Source organism: Thermus sp. FJN-A, assembly GCF_054655095.1.
This window is the reverse complement of sequence record NZ_BAAHSC010000163.1, coordinates 16,512-33,544: the sequence shown is the minus strand read 5'-3', so window position 1 is coordinate 33,544 and position 17,033 is coordinate 16,512. Positions and strand designations below refer to the sequence as shown.

Annotated in this window: 17 protein-coding genes and 1 tRNA gene; 8 read left to right on the top strand and 10 right to left on the bottom strand. The window is 69.3% G+C overall.

From position 1 onward, the window contains the following. Nucleotides 1-10: 10 nt before the first annotated feature. From ACYQ0J_RS01000 to ACYQ0J_RS00980, 5 genes are all read right to left on the bottom strand, one after another. Entirely contained in the window at nucleotides 11-1,726 is a 1,716-nt protein-coding gene (locus ACYQ0J_RS01000; protein ID WP_460170329.1) for a M3 family oligoendopeptidase, read from the bottom strand. Nucleotides 1,727-1,748: 22 nt separating this feature from the next. Beyond that, the gene (locus ACYQ0J_RS00995; RefSeq protein WP_460170328.1) at nucleotides 1,749-1,838 is read right to left on the bottom strand and encodes a cupredoxin domain-containing protein; all 90 of its coding nucleotides are present in this window, start codon (nucleotides 1,836-1,838) and stop codon (nucleotides 1,749-1,751) included. Between the two features lie 130 nt (nucleotides 1,839-1,968). Next, nucleotides 1,969-2,748: a cupin domain-containing protein gene (locus ACYQ0J_RS00990; RefSeq protein ID WP_460170327.1), complete on the bottom strand. Its 780-nt coding sequence runs from the start codon at nucleotides 2,746-2,748 to the stop codon at nucleotides 1,969-1,971. Nucleotides 2,749-2,800: 52 nt separating this feature from the next. Continuing rightward, complete coding sequence (locus ACYQ0J_RS00985) at nucleotides 2,801-3,448, bottom strand: anti-sigma factor (RefSeq protein WP_460170326.1); 648 nt, start codon at nucleotides 3,446-3,448, stop codon at nucleotides 2,801-2,803. Then, entirely contained in the window at nucleotides 3,445-3,963 is a 519-nt protein-coding gene (locus ACYQ0J_RS00980) for a sigma-70 family RNA polymerase sigma factor (RefSeq protein ID WP_460170325.1), read from the bottom strand. The genes ACYQ0J_RS00985 and ACYQ0J_RS00980 overlap by 4 nt, the downstream gene beginning before the upstream one ends. Before the next feature lie 42 nt (nucleotides 3,964-4,005). Here ACYQ0J_RS00980 and ACYQ0J_RS00975 point away from each other — a divergent pair, with 42 nt between their 5' ends. Then, complete coding sequence (locus ACYQ0J_RS00975) at nucleotides 4,006-5,805, top strand: RNB domain-containing ribonuclease (RefSeq protein ID WP_460170324.1); 1,800 nt, start codon at nucleotides 4,006-4,008, stop codon at nucleotides 5,803-5,805. Nucleotides 5,806-5,860: 55 nt separating this feature from the next. Here ACYQ0J_RS00975 and icd read toward each other — a convergent pair whose 3' ends face one another. Next, a complete protein-coding gene (gene icd, locus ACYQ0J_RS00970) occupies nucleotides 5,861-7,138 on the bottom strand; it encodes an NADP-dependent isocitrate dehydrogenase (protein WP_460170323.1) in 1,278 nt (425 codons plus the stop codon). A gap of 61 nt (nucleotides 7,139-7,199) precedes the next feature. Here icd and ACYQ0J_RS00965 point away from each other — a divergent pair, with 61 nt between their 5' ends. The 7 genes from ACYQ0J_RS00965 to ACYQ0J_RS00935 all read left to right on the top strand — a co-directional run bounded on the left by ACYQ0J_RS00965 (nucleotide 7,200) and on the right by ACYQ0J_RS00935 (nucleotide 12,158). Continuing rightward, a complete protein-coding gene (locus tag ACYQ0J_RS00965) occupies nucleotides 7,200-8,312 on the top strand; it encodes an NAD(P)/FAD-dependent oxidoreductase (RefSeq protein ID WP_460170322.1) in 1,113 nt (370 codons plus the stop codon). Between the two features lie 36 nt (nucleotides 8,313-8,348). Next, nucleotides 8,349-8,798 (top strand): YbjN domain-containing protein, encoded by a 450-nt coding sequence (locus ACYQ0J_RS00960; RefSeq protein ID WP_460170321.1) that lies wholly within the window; start codon nucleotides 8,349-8,351, stop codon nucleotides 8,796-8,798. Nucleotides 8,799-8,843: 45 nt separating this feature from the next. Next, nucleotides 8,844-8,920 (top strand) — tRNA-Met (locus tag ACYQ0J_RS00955). 132 nt (nucleotides 8,921-9,052) lie between these two features. Continuing rightward, nucleotides 9,053-10,375 (top strand): tRNA (N6-isopentenyl adenosine(37)-C2)-methylthiotransferase MiaB, encoded by a 1,323-nt coding sequence (gene miaB / locus ACYQ0J_RS00950; protein ID WP_460170320.1) that lies wholly within the window; start codon nucleotides 9,053-9,055, stop codon nucleotides 10,373-10,375. A gap of 10 nt (nucleotides 10,376-10,385) precedes the next feature. Next, nucleotides 10,386-10,718, top strand: a complete 333-nt coding sequence (locus tag ACYQ0J_RS00945) for a hypothetical protein (RefSeq protein WP_460170319.1) — start codon at nucleotides 10,386-10,388, stop codon at nucleotides 10,716-10,718. 3 nt (nucleotides 10,719-10,721) lie between these two features. Further along, nucleotides 10,722-11,591 carry an NAD(P)/FAD-dependent oxidoreductase gene (locus ACYQ0J_RS00940; protein ID WP_460170318.1) on the top strand — a complete coding sequence of 290 codons (870 nt, stop codon included), beginning with the start codon at nucleotides 10,722-10,724 and terminating at the stop codon, nucleotides 11,589-11,591. Between the two features lie 9 nt (nucleotides 11,592-11,600). Continuing rightward, nucleotides 11,601-12,158, top strand: coding sequence for a molybdenum cofactor guanylyltransferase (locus tag ACYQ0J_RS00935; RefSeq protein ID WP_460170317.1), 558 nt, complete (start codon nucleotides 11,601-11,603; stop codon nucleotides 12,156-12,158). On the opposite strand, the gene ACYQ0J_RS00930 is transcribed toward ACYQ0J_RS00935, so the two are convergent. The 4 genes from ACYQ0J_RS00930 to ACYQ0J_RS00915 are packed head-to-tail and all read right to left on the bottom strand — an operon-like array spanning nucleotide 12,155 to nucleotide 17,028. Continuing rightward, a complete protein-coding gene (locus ACYQ0J_RS00930; protein ID WP_460170316.1) occupies nucleotides 12,155-15,010 on the bottom strand; it encodes a hypothetical protein in 2,856 nt (951 codons plus the stop codon). The two genes, ACYQ0J_RS00935 and ACYQ0J_RS00930, sit on opposite strands and share 4 nt — an antisense overlap. 1 nt (nucleotide 15,011) lies before the next feature. Further along, nucleotides 15,012-15,485, bottom strand: coding sequence for a hypothetical protein (locus ACYQ0J_RS00925; RefSeq protein ID WP_460170315.1), 474 nt, complete (start codon nucleotides 15,483-15,485; stop codon nucleotides 15,012-15,014). Nucleotides 15,486-15,497: 12 nt separating this feature from the next. Next, nucleotides 15,498-16,280 carry a fimbrial biogenesis chaperone gene (locus tag ACYQ0J_RS00920; RefSeq protein ID WP_460170314.1) on the bottom strand — a complete coding sequence of 261 codons (783 nt, stop codon included), beginning with the start codon at nucleotides 16,278-16,280 and terminating at the stop codon, nucleotides 15,498-15,500. A gap of 58 nt (nucleotides 16,281-16,338) precedes the next feature. After that, complete coding sequence (locus tag ACYQ0J_RS00915) at nucleotides 16,339-17,028, bottom strand: hypothetical protein (RefSeq protein WP_460170313.1); 690 nt, start codon at nucleotides 17,026-17,028, stop codon at nucleotides 16,339-16,341. Between the last annotated feature and the right edge of the window lie 5 nt (nucleotides 17,029-17,033).

The window sequence follows — 17,033 nt, the reverse complement described above, 5'->3', positions numbered from 1 at the left end:
TTATTTTGGCCTAAGGGAGGGCCTTGATCCAAGACTCCAGCACGCGGAAGCCGTGGCGGAAAAAGGCCTCGGAGGCGAAGTCCACCCCGGCCTCGGCCAGGATCGCCTTGGGGCTTTGGCTTTCGCCCGCCTCCAGGATCCCCAGGTACCTGGGCACGAAGGCCCTGCCCTCCTCCCGGTACTTGCCGTAGAGGGCGAGGACCACCAGATAGCCCATGGCGTAGCTGTAGGTGTAAAAGCGGTAGTGGACGAAGTGCGGGATGCCGGCCCAGGCCGCCCGGTCCAGCTCCGTCCAGGCCACCGCCTCCCCGTAGAGCCTTTCCTGCTCCTCCTGCCAGAGGGCGTGGAAGGCCTCGGGGGAAAGGGCGGCCTCCTTTCGGGCCTCGAGGCTTTTCCGCTCAAAGAAGGTGTACATCACCTGGCGGAAGAGGGTGCCTATGGCGTCCTCCACCCTCTCCGCCAGGAGGAGGGTCTTTTCCTCGCCGGAAAGCCTCTCCAAAAGGAGGTCGTCCAGGAGGATTTCCGCGAAGACGCTGGCGGTCTCCGCCAAGGGCGTGGAGGCCCCGAAGTTGAGGAGGCGCTGCTTGCGGGCCAGGTAGAAGTGGACCCCGTGCCCGAGCTCGTGGGCCAGGGTGTGGGCCGCGTCCAGGTCGTCCGTGTGGTTGAGGAGGACGTAGGGATGCGTGGAGGGAAGCCCTCCAGAGCAGAAGGCCCCGCCCCGCTTGCCGGGCCTCGGGTAGACGTCTATCCAGCGCTTTTCAAAGAACACCCGGGCGATTTCCGCAAGCTCAGGGGAGAAGCGGTGGAAGGCCTCGAGGACCAGGGCCTTCGCCTCGGCAAAGGGCACCTTGGGCTTGGCCGCGGCCAGGGGGGCCAGGAGGTCTTCGCTTGGCGTCTTCTCCTGGCCCAGGCGCCTGGCCTTCCACCGGTAGTAGGCCTCCACCAGGGGGTAGTGCTCCCGGGTGGCTTCCAGCAGGGCCTCGATGTCCCGCACCTCCACCTCGTCCCGGAGGGCCACGGGCTCCAGGGGGTGGTGGTAGCCCCTGAGGCGAAGGTCCTGGAGGTAGTCTAAATAGACCGCGTTGAAGACGGCGCTTAAGGTGGGGGCCTCGGCGAGGAGCCTCCCGTAGAGCTCCCGGTGGGCTTCCCGGCGCACCTCGGGGTCGGGGTCGCGGCGGAGGGCCCGGACCTCCATCTCCGTGAGCTCCTTGCCCTGCACCCGGAAGCGGAAGCGGCCCGTGTACTCCGTGTAGAACTGGCTCCAGGCGCTCCTTCCCACCAGGGCCTTGAGGTTCAAAAGCTCCTCTTCCCGCTCGGAGAGGGTGTAGGGGGCATAGGCCCTTTGCCTTTGCAGGAAGTGGCGGAGGTCGGAAAGCCCCGGGTGGTCCAAAAGCCTTTGGAAGGCCTCCTCGGGAAGCTTTCTCAGGGCCACCTCTAGGGGCACGAGGCGGTTTCGCACCTCGGTGTACTGGTTGCGCACCCGGTCCAAGAGGGCCTTGGCCCCGGGGTCTTGGGTGCGGGTGGAGAAGTAGAGGCTCGCGTAGTTCAGGGGCTTGTAGGCGAGTTCCAGGGCCTTCTCGTAGCGCCCTAAGAGGCCCTGGGCCTCTTTCGGGTCCAGGAGCCCCTGGGGGTCTAGGCCCTGCGCCAGGGCGAGGGCGGCTTCCAGGTCCTCTTCGCTCCGCGGGTCGGCAGGGCCCGCGTAAAGGTCGTCAAGGTTCCACTCCACGGGGAACCACTATAAAGGAAGCTCACTCCGCCTGGAGATCCATAACCATGTAAGGGTGGAAGCGGCAGTAGAGGGCGTAGGTCCCGGGTTCGGTGAAGGTGCGGCGGAACACGGCCCTGGGGCCTTGGGCCGGAACGCAAAGTCCTCGAGGCCCACCCGCACCTCGGCCCCCCCGGGCGCCTTGGGGGCGGTGAGGGGCATGGGGGCGCAGGCGGTAAGCAGGAGGAGAAGGGGGCCGCTTCTCATAGAAAGACCACATCCCCCACCAGGGCGGGCGTGAAGACGGAGAGGAACTGGAGCCGCCCCTGGAACTGGTGGATGGCCCCGGCGGGGACCAGGATGAGGCTTCCCGGGCCCACCTTCTCCCGCTTGAGCTCCACCTGGGCCACCCCCTCGCCCCCCACGACGTAGATCTGCTCGTCCCGGGCGCGGTGGTAGTGCCAGGGCTGGCCGCTTTGGGTGGCCACGGCCAAGGCGGTGGCCAAAGGCGCATTCCCCAAAGCCAGGGCGGCGAAGGGCCTGCCCTCCGGTACCTCAGGGGGCTGGAAGGAGAGGAGGAGGGGCGTGCCCTCCTTGGGAGCCTTCCCGCCCTCCACGAAGACCACGTCCCCCATGAGCCTGGGGCTGAAGCGGGAGAGGAGGTCCATCTTCCCCACGAAGCTGTGGGCGGTCATGGGGGGGATGAGGACCGCCTGGCCTGGCCGGAGGGGGACCTCCCGGTCCGGGGTCACGAACCGGCCCTCCCCCGAGAGGACCCAGGCCACCTCCAGGCGCTCCCGGTGGTAGTGGAGGGGCTGCTCGGTGCGGGTGCGGATCAGGAGCGTGGTGCCGAGGGGGGTCTCCCCGAGCCCCTTGGCGGCAAAGGGGCGGCCCTCGGGGACCTCGAGGCCTTCGCCCGCCTGGGGGTAGCGGAGGAACTGCCCCTCCCCCGTGGGCTGGACCAGGGCTTTCCCCCGGCCCATGGCCAGGACCAAAGCGGTGCTGCCTGCGAGCTTGAGGACTTCCCTGCGGGTCTTCCTCATACCTTCTCCTCTCCTACCCTGCTTTACCCCGGCTCCCCCCTCTCTGGATCCCTCAGATCCGGGTCCGGCCCACCGGCGGGGTGGTGGGGGAGGGGCTTCCCCCTGGAGGCTCCACGGAGACGCCCACCTGGCTTTCCGGGGGCAAGGGGCCAAGCTCCAAAAGCCGCGTGGCCGATAGCCCCAGGCTCCTCCTTTCCCCGTCCAGGAGGAGCCAGGCCTGGTACACCCGGCCCGGGGGCGGGGGCGCTTGGAGGTAGAGGAGAACCTCGCCCTCCGGGGTGCGCAAGGCCCACCCCGTCTGCGTGCCCGAAAGGTCCACAAGGGGCATGAGCCGGCCCCCGGGCCTTCCGGCTAGGTTGAGGAAGCGCCTCCAGGCCAGGGCCTCTTGGTAGCTCTGGTAGCCGAGCCGGCCTAGGTAGAGGCCGAGGGCCAGGGCAAGGGCCCCGGCGAGGAGCCTACGGCGGGTCAGGACGGGGGGCTTGGGCGTGGGGGCCTGCCGCAGGCGGGCCTTCAGGTCCTCCTCCCACCCCGGGGGGACGGGGAGGGGAGGGACGAGGCGAAAGAGGGCCTCGAGGTGCTCCCGGTACCGCTCGCCGCACTCCGTACAGCGGCGCACGTGCGCAAGAAGGGCCTTCCTCTCCTCCTCGGGGAGGGTGTCCAGGGCCAAGGCCATCAGGGTGTCCGGGTCCGGATGGTTCATCGCAAACGCACCTTCAGCTTCTCAAGTGCCCGGCGGAGCCGGCTCTTCACCGTGCCCAGGGGCCAGCCCAGAAAGAGGGCGAGCTCGCTGTGGCTCAGGCCCTGGAAGTAGGCCAGCTCCACGAGCCTCCTCTCCTCCTCGCTCAAGACCGCAAGCGCCCCCCTCACCCATAGCCTCTCCAGGTGCGCTTCGCCTCCTACCCCCTCCTCCAAGCCGTCCCACTCCTCCAGGGGCAGGGTCCTTGGCTGGGCCTTTAGGGCCTTCAGGGCCAGGCGGTGGCCGATGGTGAGGATCCAGGTGCGCGGGGTGCCCAAGGCGGGGTCAAAGCGCTCCGCCTTGCGCCAGATGCGCAAGAAGGTGTCCTGCACCACCTCCTTGGCGGCCTCCCTGTCCCGCAGGATACGCCGGGCCAAGGCGTGCACGTGGGGGGCGTAGCGGCGGTAGAGGAGGAGCAGGGCCTCCTCGTCCCCCCATACCACCCGGCGGAGGAGGTGCTCGTCGGGTTCCCCGTCCATCCCACCTTGTATACCCCAAGGCCCGTCCGGTCGGATCCCCGTATGCTAAGGGGCGTGGCCGCGCTCGTGGTCTACAAAGGCAAGCCCGCCCTCGCCGAGGAGAGGGGAGGCCGCCTGGAGCTCACCCTGGAAGGGGGCGCAAGGCAGAGGGTGCGCCCCAAGGACGTTCTTTTCCTCCACCCGGGGCCCGCCTCCCTGGACCTGAAGCTGCCCCAGGGGGAGGAGGAGGCCGCCTGGGAGCTCTTAGAAGGGCAGACGGTGAGCCTTAGGGAGCTTGCCGAGCTGGTCTACGGGGCCTACACCCCGGAGGCCGCTCTAGGCGCCTACCTCCTCGCCCAGAAGGGGGAGCGCTTCGTCCTCGAGGGGGAAGGGGTCCGGGCCCGCACCCGGGAGGAGCTTCGGGCCTTAGAGGAGGCGGAAAGGAAGCGGGCGGAGCGGGAACGGGCCTTCCAGGAGGCCCTAAAGCGCCTGAAGGAGGGAAGCCCCGCCCTCGAGGACCGCCCCCTCCTCGCCGAGGTGGAGGCCTTAGCCCGGGGGGAGAGGAGGGAAAGCCCTGTCCTAAGGGCCCTAAACCTTCCCGAGACCCCTGAGGCCGCCCACGCCTTCCTCCTCCACCTGGGACTTTGGCAAAGGGAAAACCCCCACCCGAGAAGGCTCGGCCTGCCCCTGCTTCCCCCGGACCTTCCCGTCCCCCCCCTCCCTGAGGAGGACCGGGTGGACCTCACCCACCTTCCCGCCTTCGCCATAGACGACGAGGGGAGCCAGGACCCGGACGACGCCGTCTTCGCCGAGAGGGTGGAAGGGGGCTTCCGCCTTTTCGTCCACGTGGCCGACGTGGCCGCCCTCGTCCCCCCAGGAAGCCCCCTGGACGAGGAGGCCCTGCGCCGGGGGGCGAACCTCTACCTTCCCGAGGGGACGGTGCCCATGCTTCCCCCCGCCGTCACCGAGCGCCTCGGCCTGGGCCTAGGGGAGGTCTCCCCGGCCCTCACCTTTGAGCTATGGGCCTCGGAGGAGGGGGAGCTTCTGGAGGAAAAGGTCTACCCCTCCTGGGTGCGGGTGAAGCGCCTCACCTACCGGGAGGCCCTGGGGGTGGAGGCCTTGGGGCCCCTGGAGGCCCTGGCGGAGGCCTTCCGGGCGCGGCGCCTCGCCGAGGGCGCCCTGGAGATCAGCCTCCCCGAGGTGAAGGTGCGGCTGGAGGGGGAGGAGGTCCGGATCACCCCCTTGTTCCCCTACGCAAGCCGCGTCTGGGTGCGGGAGGCCATGCTCCTCGCCGGGTACGCCGCCGCCCACCTGGCGGTGCGGGAGGGGCTTCCCTTCCCCTTCGCCGCCCAGGAGGCCCCCGCAAGGCGGGTGGAGGGGGAGGGGCTTGCCGCCATGTGGGAGCAGAGGAAGGCCATGAAGCGGGCCCAGCTCAAGGCGGCCCCCGCCCCCCACAAGGGCTTAGGCCTCCCCCTCTACGCCCAGGTGACGAGCCCCCTAAGGCGCTACCTGGACCTCGTGGCCCACCAGCAGCTCAGGGCCTGGCTCAAAGGGGAAAGGCCCCTCTCCCAAAGGGAGGTCCTGGAAAGGGTGGGGGCGGCGGAGGCGGTGGCCGACCTGGTGCGGGAGGCGGAGCGCAAGAGCAAGCTCCACTGGACGCTCCTTTACCTCAAGGAAAAGGGCTACCAGGGGCCCGGCGTCCTGGTGGAAAGGCGGGGGGGCCAAGGGGTCTTCCTCCTCCCTGAGCTCGGCCTCACCGCCCAGGTGGCCCTCTCCCAGGCCCTCCCCCTCAACGCCGAGGCCCGCCTCCGCTTCCTGGAGGCGGACCTTCCTACCCTCGAGGCCCGCTTCGCCCTGGTCTAAGCACCCCACCGCGGTTTTCGCCGCGGCGGGGGCCCCGAAACGCCTGGGCGCTTAGCTACATGTGCTCAATCAGGGCCCGGCCAAACTCGCTGGTCTTGAGGAGGGTGGCGGGCTTCCCCTCGGCCTGGAGGAGGCGGTGGAAATCGTAGGTGACGAGGCCCTTGGAGATGGTGCGCTCCATGGCCTGGAGGATGAGGTCCGCGGCCTCGTTCCAGCCCAAGTAGCGGAGCATCATCTCCCCGGAGAGGATGACGCTAGAGGGGTTCACCTTGTCCTGGCCCGCGTACTTGGGCGCGGTGCCGTGGGTGGCCTCAAAGACGGCGTGGCCGGTCTTGTAGTTGATGTTGGCCCCAGGGGCGATGCCGATCCCTCCTACCTGGGCGGCCAGGGCGTCGGAGATGTAGTCCCCGTTGAGGTTCAGGGTGGCGATCACCGAGTACTCGTCTGGGCGGAGGAGGATCTGCTGCAGGAAGTTGTCGGCGATCATGTCCTTGATGACGATCTCCCGGCCCGTGCGCGGGTTCTTCAGCACGTGCCAGGGACCGCCGTCTAGGGGCGTTGCCCCGTACTTCTCCCGGGCCAGGGCGTAGCCCCATTCCCGGAAGGCCCCCTCGGTGAACTTCATGATGTTCCCCTTGTGGACCAGGGTGACGCTGGGGAGGTCCTCCTTGAGGGCGTAGTCTATGGCCGCCGCCACCAGGCGCTCCGTGCCCTCCCTGGACACGGGCTTGATCCCAAGGCCCGAGGTCTCGGGGAAGCGGATCTTGGCGTAGGCCTTGGGGAACTCCCGCTTGAGGAAGTCCAGGACCTTCTTCGCCTCCTCGCTCCCCGCGGGCCACTCAATCCCCGCGTAGATGTCCTCGGTGTTTTCCCGGAAGATGACCATGTTGACGAGCTCGGGGTGCTTCACCGGGCTCGGCACCCCCTGGAACCAGCGTACGGGGCGGACGCAGGCGTAGAGGTCCAGCTCCTGCCTTAAGGCCACGTTGATGGAGCGGATGCCGCCCCCCACGGGGGTGGTCAGGGGGCCCTTGATGGCCACCAGGTACTCCCGGATGAAGTCCAGGGTTTCCTGGGGTAGCCACACGGGCTCCCCGTAGACCTGGTTGGCCTTCTCCCCCGCGTAGATCTCCGCCCAGGCGATCTTGCGCTTGCCGCCGTAGGCCTTCTCTACGGCGGCGTCCAATACGGGCTTGGCCGCTCTCCAGATGTCGGGGCCGGTGCCGTCCCCCTCAATGAAGCCGATGATGGGCCGGTCGGGGACCTGGAGGACGCCGCCTTGGATGGTGATCCGCTCGCCGTCTTCCGGAACCCGGATGTGCTTGTAGGCCATATGCTACCTCCGGGCCCTAGCATACCCCCTCCTGGGGGGAAAAGTGTCCTAGACTTGGCCTATGCCGGACGCCGTGGTGGTGGGGGCGGGGATCGTGGGGGCGGCCTCCGCGTTTCGCCTGGCGGAGAGGGGGCTTAGGGTCTTGGTCCTGGAGAAAGAAGCCACCTTCGCCCTGGGGTCCACGGGGCGGAGCGCCGCAGGGGTCCGGGTGCAGTTTTCCGAGCCCCTAAACGTCCTCCTCTCCTACCGCTCCATCCTGGAATACCGGGAGATCCCCGAGGCCGCCTACCGGCCCATCGGGTACCTCTTCCTGGTCCCCGAGGCCTTGGCCGAGGTCCAGGAGGAGGCCTTGAGGGTGCAGAGGGCCCTAGGGGTTCCCGTGGAAAAGCTTTCCCTGGCGGAGGCCCAGAGGAAGGTGCCTTTTAGGGAGGAGGGCCTAGCCTACGCCACCTTTGGCCTCCTGGACGGGGTCATAGACCCCCACGGGGCCACGGCCTTTTACCTCAGGGAGGCGAGACGGCTCGGGGCGGAGGTGCGTTTCGCGGAGCCCCTCCTCGCCGCCCGGCGGGAGGGGGGGCTTTGGCGGGTGGAGACCCCTTGGGGGCGGCACGAGGCCCCCTACCTTCTCCTCTGTACTGGGGCCTGGACGGGGGAGGTGGGGCGAGCCTTGGGCCTGGAGATCCCCGTCCAGCCGGTGCGCCGCATGGTCTTCGCCACCGCGCCCGCGCCTTTTCCCCACGCCTTTCCCCTCGCCATTGACCTCTCCACGGGCTTCTACCTGCGCTCCGAGGGGGAGAGGGTGCTCATGGGCCGCTCCAACCCGGAGGAGCCCCCGGGGTTCCGGGAGGGGATGGACTGGGGGTGGCTTGGGCCCACCCTGGAGGCGGGCCTCGCCCGCTTTCCCTTCCTGGAGGGGCTTTCCCTGGACCGGAAGGCCAGCTGGTGGGGCTACTACGAGGTGACCCCGGACCACAACCCCATCCTCGGCTTCGTGGAGGAAGGGCTTCTGGTGGCCGCGGGCTTCTCCGGTCACGGGGTGCAGCAGGCGGCCATGGTGGGCCGCCTCATGGCGGAGGAGGTGGCCTTGGGGCAGGCCCAGAGCCTGGACATCGCCCCCTTTCGCCTGGGGCGCTTCCGCCAGGGAAGGCTCCTCCGGGAGAAGGGCATCGTGTAGAATGGGCCAGTCCCTCGGGACGGAAAGGAGATTCCTGTGCGGGCATTTCTCGCGGTACTGGCGGTGCTGGGCCTCGCCTTGGCCCAAGGCGTGGTCAAGGGCCTCACCCCGGCGGAGCTGGAGGGCGTTTTGCGGCAGGCCCGGATCCCCTACGAGAAGACGGACGCCATGAGGTTCCGCCTGGAGATGGCCAAGCTGGAGAAGGTCTGGATAAATCTGGATTTCTGCCGGGAAAATCGCTGCGGGGTGCTGACCCTGAGCGCGGGTTTCACGCTGGAGGAGCCACCGGACCTCGAGGACATCAACGCCTGGAACCGGGATCACCGCTTTAGCCGGGCCTTCTTGGAGGAGGACGGTTCGGTTTGGGTGGAGTCCGACCTGGACCTCACGGGCGGGGTGAGCCTGGGGGCGGTGGAGGCTTTTTTGAACCTCTTCGCCGAGGAGACCCTCCCCGACTTCATGGACTTCATCGGCTTTGAACCTTGACCCAGGGCCAGCCCTCCCCTAAGATGGGGGGTGCCTGGCAGCCGTGGCGGCGTAGCTCAGGCGGTCAGAGCACACGACTCATAATCGTGGTGTCGTGGGTTCGAGTCCCACCGCCGCCACCAGCGGGGAAGGCTCGCCCCGGGGAAGGCCCCGGGGTTTTTGGTTGGCCCAACCCTGCTTTTTGCCTGCGGGGCCGGGCCTGCTAAACTGGGCGGTGGAGGGCCCGGGATCCCCCCGGTCGCCCGCGGAGGCGTATGCGCGCGCACATCATCACCTTCGGATGCCAGATGAACGAGTACGATTCCCACCTGGTGGCGAGCGAGCTCGTGAGCCTGGGGTGGGAGCTCGTGGACGCGGTGGAGGAAGCGGACTTCGTCTTGGTGAACACCTGCGCTGTGCGGGGTAAGCCCGTGGAGAAGGTGCGCTCCCTCCTGGGCCAGCTCCGCAAGGAGAAGGAGCGTCGGGGCCTCCTCATCGGGATGATGGGGTGCCTGGCCCAGCTGGACGAGGGCCAGCAGATGGCGAAGAAGTTCGGGGTGGACGTTCTCCTGGGCCCCGGGGCCCTTACCTCCTTGCCCGAGGCCCTGAAGCAAAACACCAGGTTCTGGGACCTTACCTTCCGGGAGGACGTCCTGGACTACATCCCCCCGCCCCCCAAAGGGGCGCTTTCCGCCCACGTGACCATCATCCGGGGGTGCAACCACCACTGCACCTACTGCATCGTCCCCACCACCCGCGGCCCCGAGGTCTCCCGCCACCCCGACCTCATCCTTAAGGAGATTGAGCTCCTGAAGCAGGCGGGGGTGGTGGAGGTCACCCTCCTCGGCCAGAACGTCAACTCCTACGGCAAGGACCAGCCGGGCTTCCCCTCCTTCGCCGAGCTCCTCCGCATGGTGGGCGGGATGGGCATCCCCCGGGTGCGCTTCCTCACCAGCCACCCGGTGAACTTCACCGACGACATCATTGAGGCCATCGCCGAAACCCCCGCCATCTGCCGCTACATCCACCTGCCCGTGCAGTCGGGCTCGGACCGGGTGCTCCGCCGCATGGCCCGGGAGTACCGCCGGGCGCATTATCTGGATCGCATCCGAAAAATCCGCGAGATGCTCCCCGATGCCGTGCTTTCCACCGACATCATCGTGGGCTTCCCCGGGGAGACGGAGGAGGACTTCCAGGAGACCCTTTCCCTCTACGACGAGGTGGGGTACGACCAGGCCTACATGTTCATCTACTCGCCCCGCCCCGGTACCCCCGCCTACAAGCACTTCCAGGACCTGCCTCGGGAGGTGAAGGTGGAGCGCCTGATGCGCCTCATTGAGAAGCAGAAGGAGTGGAGCTACCGCAGGAACCTGGAGTGGGTGGGGAAGACGGTGGAGGTTTTGGTGCGGGGGGCGGCCAAGGAGGAGGGCTTCGTCCAGGGGCACGACCGGGGGAACCACCCCGTTCTCATCCCCGCCGCCCAGGCCCCCGTGCCCGGGCTTTACCAGGTGGAGATCAAGCAGGCCACGCCCCACCTCCTCTTCGGGGAGGTGGTGGGGGCGAAGGCCCCGGCCCCCATCCCCCTGCCCGTGGCCTAGGGGGTGAGGGATGCGGTCCATCCTCCCTTTGGGCGTGGCCTTGGCCCTCTTCCTCCTCCTCTTCGCCACCTTCCGCTTCACGGGGCTTGGGTTCTTCCTGGCCCTGGGGGGTGGGGCCCTGGGCTACTTGGGCCTTGCCCGCTGGCAGGGAGAGCTTCTTTCCCGGGGGCCTTCCTTGGCGGCGTTGGAGCGCCTGGCCATGCGGGAGGCCTGGCGGCGAGGCGGGGTCTTGCGCCCGAAAGACCTCTCGGCCTTTTTGTCCGAGGAGGAGGCGGAAAGGCTTCTGGAAGGGCTTGCCGCCCGGGAGCTTTGCCGGAAGGAGGGGGAGGGGTACCGGTTTTAGGGCATGCTTCGGGAGGCCGAGGTGGTGGTCCTGGGGGCCGGGGTGGCGGGGCTTGCCCTGGCCCGCCTCCTTTGGGAAAGGGGCTGGAGGGTCCTGGTGGTGGCCGAGGCCCTGGGGGAGGCGAGCCGCCCTCCCGTGGCCCTGGTGAACCCCCTTAGGGGGAGGCGCTTCACCCTCTCAGCGGAAGGGGAAAGGGCTTTGGAGGCGGCCCTCGCCTTTTACGGCCGCTTCGTCCCCCTCCACCTCGGGGTCTTCCGCCCCGTGCCCGAGGAGGACCGGCCCAAGGTGGCGGGGAGGCTTTCCCGGCTCAAGCACCGCTGGGAGAAGGAGGGGGTGCTTCTGGAGGAGGCCTTTTGGTTGGAGCCGAGGCCCCTTTTGGCGCGCCTCGCCCAGGGGCTTCCCCTCCTTCGGGGGCGGGTTCTGGCCTGGGACCCCCCCCATTTGGTCCTGGAGGGGGGCGGGCGGGTGCGGGGGGAGGTTTTGGTCTACGCCGGGGGTGGCCGGGGGGCGCACCTTTTGGGCCTGGAGGGGCGGCACCTCCCGGGGCTCGTCCTCACCCTCTTGGACTACTTTCCCCGGGCCGTGAGCTACCGGGTCTACTTGGCGGGGGCGGCCTTGGGGGGAAGCTACCTCCCGGGGGAGGAGGACTACCGCCTCCCGCCGCCCACGGAAGGGGAGGTGGAGTGGCTTCTCCAAGGGGCCGAGGCCCTTGTGGGCTACCGCCCCCGGGTGGCCTCCCTTTGGCGGGGGGTGCGCTTTAGGCTTTCCTCCTTTCTCTTCCCCGTGGAGGGGGGGTTCGCCCTCACGGGATTCGGCTCCACGGGCTTTCTCTACGCGCCTCTCCTCGCGGAGAGGCTTGCCGAAAGGCTTTAGACTGAGGGCGTGTACTCGGGAGCGGTCCTCGCGGGAGGGGCCTCGAGGCGCTTCGGGGAGGACAAGGCCCTCTTCCCCTACCGGGGGAAACCCCTCCTCCTTTGGGTCTTGGAAAGCCTGGCGCGGGCGGGGGAGCGCTTCATCGTGGCAAACCGCCCCTACCCGGGCTTCGGGGTGCCCGTCTACCCGGACCTCCTCCCGGGGGCGGATAGCCTCTCGGGCCTCCACTCCGCCCTCGCTCACGCCCGCTTCCCCTGGGTGGCGGTGGCCGCCACGGACCTCCCCTTCCTCACCGGGGAATACTGGGACTTTCTCTATGAAAAGGCCCAGTCCTCCCCCTACCCCGTGGTGGTGGCCTACAATCCGGAAGGCCACCTGGAGCCCCTCATGGCCTTCTACCACAAGGACTGCCTGCCCCAGGTGGAGCGGCAGATCCGGGAGGGGGACTTCCTCCTCCGGCGGGTGATGGAGGTCCTAGGGGCCACCTATGTCCCCGCGGAGGAGGTGGTGGCCCGCTTCGGGCGGGGGGTTTTCCTCAACGCGAACCGCAAGGAGGAGCTCCCCTAATCCCGCACCCGGATGCGGGCGGTGTGGACCAGGGTGCCGTCCAGGTAAAGCTCCAGGGTATAGGCCCCGGGGGTTTTAGGGGCCGGGAGGCTTCCCCGATAGGTGAGGTCATCCACCCGCTCCAGGGCAAGGATGAGGGGGCCGAGGCGCACCTCCACGCGGGAGGCCCGGCGCAGGAGACGGGCCTCGAGGCGCACCTCTTCCCCGGGGTCCAGGAGGGCCGGGGTGGCGGCGAGCGTGGCCAGGGGTCCGGGGCGGAGGGGAAGGAGGGCGGAGGCCTCGGCCTCCTCCTCCCCGCGCTGGGCCCGGACCCGGACCTCCAGGACCCCTTCCCCCTCCACAGGCAGGTAGGCCCCGTAGACCCCTTCCCCTAGGGGCGCCAAGGGGTAGGTGCGCCCCCCCACCTGCGCCAGGACCCTTTCGGGGTTTCCCTGCACCTGCACCCGCAAGGGGAGCTCCGCCCCGGGGGGCAAGGACGGCGGCAGGGGGAGGAGGACCAGGCCCAGGCTCTCCTCCGTGAGGGTGCGCACCACCTCACGCACCACGGGCCGGGCGGCGAGGAGTACCTGGGGCAAGGGGCCGGGCTCCAGATCCAGGATCAGGGGTTCCCCAGGTTCCTGCAGGCGATCCAGACTTTGAGGGTCCAGGCTCAGGGTGTAGCGGCCCGGGAGGAGGCCCCCCACCACGAAGCCGCCCCTCCCGTCGCTGAGGGCGGTCCGCGCCTCGGGGCCTTGGAGCCGCACCAGGGCATAGGGGAGGGGCGGTTCCCCTTCGTCCCGCTGGCCGTTTCGGTTCTCGTCCAGGTAGACCTGGCCCTGGAGGCCCACCACGGTCTCCACCGGGAGGTCCAGGGGGGTGGTGGTGCTCCGCTCCACGCGCACCTCCACCCTGCGCCTCAGGGCCAGGGTGGCCTCGAGGCCGCCCACCTCCAGCCGGTGGATCCCGGGGTAGAGCTCCAGGCGGTAGCGCCCTTGGCCGTCCGTTTGGGTTTCCCACGTCCCCACCCGTACCCGGACCCCGGGTAGGGGAGGCTCGTCCAGGTTGCGCACCCCGTCCCGGTTGCGGTCGTGGAAGACCACGCCCTCCACGTATCCGGTGGCCCGGCCCCCGAAGGCCTGGACCACCTCCTCGGGGGTGTTAAACCCGCCCTTGACCTCCAGGATACCCAAAGCCTGCCAGGCCAGGACCCCCTGCCGGTAGCGCCCGGAAAGGCCGAAGCCCAAACCCTGGGGCAGGCGGTAAAGGAAGACCCCCTGCACCTCCGGGCTTTGCGCCAGGAGGTCATAGCCGAGCCGCAGGCCCGCCTCCAGGTTTTCCACGCGGGCCTCCCCGGCCAGGAGGAGGGTCCGGCCCGTGGGGGTCAGGCTCAGGGCCCCCCGCACGCTGTAGTCCCGCTCCCGGTAGCCCAGGGAAAAAAGCGCCGAGGGGCCCAGGGGCTGGAGGGCCAAGGCCCCCCCCATCTCTAGCCCGTCCAGGCGTAGCCGGAGGCCAAGGTCCCCGGTCAGGCCCTGCTGGTAGCCGAGCCCTGCTTGCACGCTGAAGGGAAGGGTGAGGGGCCGGTAGTCCAGCCCCACCCTTCCCCCCATCCCCTGCCCCGCCCTGAGGGTGAGGTTGGCCCGCACCTCCTCCGTGAGGGTGGTGGTTCCCTCCAGGCTACCCTGCCAGGTATTCCCTTGGTAGGCCACCTCCCCCTTGAGACCCCAGGGGGCCTGGGACCGGGTAGCCCCCCCCAGGCGGAAGGAGGGCTCCCCCAGGTATTCCAGGCGCCCCGAGAGGCTAAAGGGGCGCTCCTCCCACCTGACCTCCAGGCCGCCCCCCGCCCGCACCTCCTCGGGGCTGGTCCGGCGCCGGAGGGCGAGGTAGGGGGTGAGGGTGAGGTTTCCCTCCCGGAGGGCATAGCCCAGGTCCAGGCGCTGGGCCAGGGCGCTCAGGGTCAGGCCCAGGCGGGCGGGGCCTTCTTGGTAGAGCCCGCCAAAGGTGGGCGTCACGTTTCCGAAGGCGTAGTAGGCCTGGAAGGGCCCCCACTCCCCCTCCAGGCGGAGGTAGCCCCCGTAGCCCCGAAGGCCCAGGGCGAAGGCCTCGCCCCGCAGGAACGCCTCCCCTTTGAGGGTGTCCTGGCTCCACTCCAGCCCTGAGGCCAGGCCCACGTAGTCCGAGAGGCTTCCCGATAGCCCCAGGGCCAGGGCGTAGTTCCAGGCTTCCCCACCGTAGGCGAGCCGCAGGCCGAAGCGGTAGCGCAGGGCATTCCTTCCCAGGGTTTCCGCCCCGGCGAAGGGCAGGATGAGGGTTTCCACCACCCCGTAGGCCCGGACGCCGGGGTCAAGCCCCGAGTAGGCCAGGAGGGTGGCCGTGTCCCGGTTCCGCCCCGTGAGGGTGAGCTCCAGAAGGATCTCCTTCTTCTCCCCGGGTTCCAGGGTGACCAGGGCGCTTTCCAAGCGGTAGGGGAGGAGGGTGCGCACCTCCAGGCGCACCCGGTCGGGGGCGTTGCCCGTGTTCTGGAGGAGGAAGGTGTAGGTGAGGGTTTCCCCCTCTACCCCTGTGCCCCCTGGGGGTGCCCGGAGGGAGAGGCCCGCTTCCGGCAGGACCCGCACCCGGATCTCCCGTACCTCCCGGGCGTCCCGGACCCTGATGAGGTACTCCCCCGCCCGGGCCTCGAGGCCCACCAGGAAGTTCAAGAGCCCCTCCCCCTCCACCTGGCCCGTGAGGGGAAGGAAGACCGCTGGGGCCTCGGCGAGGATGGTCCCTTCCCCCCTCACGGGAAGGCTTAAGAACCCGCCCCGCTTGGCCTCGAGGCTCTCCGGCACCTCGAGGGCCAGGGCGACCCCCAGGAGGAAGGGCAGGAACCCCCGCATCTCAAAGCCGGCTTAGGGCGAAGACCAGGCTTCCCCGGTAGACCCCAGGCGCCTCCTGGCCGGTGAGGATCAGGCGCACCTCCACCAGGTGGCGCTGGTACCCCCCCGAAGGCCCGCTTCCCGTGAGGAGGACCGTGCGAGGCCCCAGGGGCGTCCAGGGGCCGCCGTTCACCCGCACCTCCAGTTGGCTGGGGGAGAGGAGCTTGCCCCCGTCCGCCACCAGGGGTTCGGCCAGCACCTCCACCGTCCAGCCCCCTTCCAGGTTGCTGAAGACGCTTAGGGTGAGGGGGCCCGAGGGGGCCGTGGGGGCGTAGGCGAAGGGAAAGGTGGGCGGGGGATAACCCGTGCGGGCCAGGTCAAAGACCACCTCCTCCGCGCTCAGGGTGAGGGCGCTTCCCTCGGGGAGGTTGACCCCGATGGGCACCTGGGCCAAGGCCACGAGGCCCAGGCCCAACAACCAGATAACCTTGCGCAAAGGCCACCTCCTCTAGCGCACTTCCAGCCGGGCCTCCCCCGCGATGAGGTTCGCCTCCCCGTAGTCCAGGACCGCGAGGACCACATACCGGCCCGGGGCCAGGGGCTTTTCCAAAGGGGCGGGGATCTCGTGGGTGGCCCCGGGGAGGCTGGCCGCCTCCGGCACCGCCACCTGGGCCACCGTCTTCCCCGTGGCCTCCCGCACCTCCACCCGCCCCTTGAGGCGCATGACCCCCGTGCCCGTGTTCTGGAAGACGATCCGTAGGGTCGCCCCTTCCCGCCCCGCGGGGGGCTGGTACCGCACCCCCTGGATGCGCCCGGAGCGGACCACCCGGCCCACGTCCACGTAGACCACGTGCCCCACCCGGGTCCGCACCCGGATGCCGATGCCCTCCCTGTTCTCCTGGCCCTGGGCGGGGGCGGACTCGAAGAAGATAATCCCCCAGTAGCTCCCGTCCTGGGCCCCAGGGGGAACCTGGACCGTGTAGCGCACCTCCTGGTTCCCCTGGGGCTGGAGGACGAACTCCAGGGGGGAGACGGCCAGCCAGCGCACCAGGCTTCTTGGGTGGCTTCCTGGGTCCAGGTACAGGGGGGCGCCGTCGGGCTTGAGGAGGACGTCGGAGAGGACCACGCTCACCCTCAGGTTCCCTTGCCGACCGGGGTGGTCCACCGTGACCGTCTGGGTGGCGCTGGCCCCCGGGGCCAGGGGTAGGAGGACCCGGGGAGGGCTTACCCCCACCCCGGTTTGGGCCTGGGCCAGGGAGAGGAGGAGGAGCAAGGGGATGAGGTTTCTCATGGCTGGAGTTTAGGGGATGCCCCCCTGGGGCGGGAAGCCCCAGGGGGTTCAGCGGGCCTCAGAGGGCCGCCAGCTGGAAGAGGAAGTTGAACTCGTAGGTTCCCGCCTGCTCGGTTCCGTCAAACCAGAAGGCCTCGATGATGAGGTCGTCCAGCCAGCCCGGGAGGCGCCTTCCTAGCATCTTGAGAAGCTCAATGGGAGCCCCCAGGTCGCTGGATCCGGGGATGATCTCCACGAACCTCTCGTGGCCGATGTCCTGGGCCCGATCCACCACCCCGAGCTTGCCGTAGGTGGGGCCGCCCAGGGTACGGGTCACCTTGAGGTCCAGCTCGCACCCCTCCCGGTTGTTGCAGAACTTCTGGAGCACCTTCTGGTTGATGCAGATGATGGTTCCCTTTTCGCCCTCGTCGATCTTCCCGTTGTCGTTCAGGTCCTTGATGGCGGGGTAGGTGTCGATGGGGACGAAGTGGCCCGCCAGGGCGTCCGCGATGGCCTCCTCCAGGCTCCCCGTGTACCCCTTGGGCACCAGGAAGCATCCCTCCCCATTCTGGCCGGGGACGGGGCTATTGAGGTCCACCACCCACTCGTCCTCGGTGAGGTGGAGGGCCACCCGCTGGGGGATGGTGAGGTTGATGCGCTGGGTGACGGAGGCGGAATCCTCGCCCACGTCGTACGCCTCACCGCCGTTGGCCAGGGCCGCTCCCAAGAGGAGGGCCAAGGCGCTAAGGGACAGGATGAGCTTCTTCACTGCCT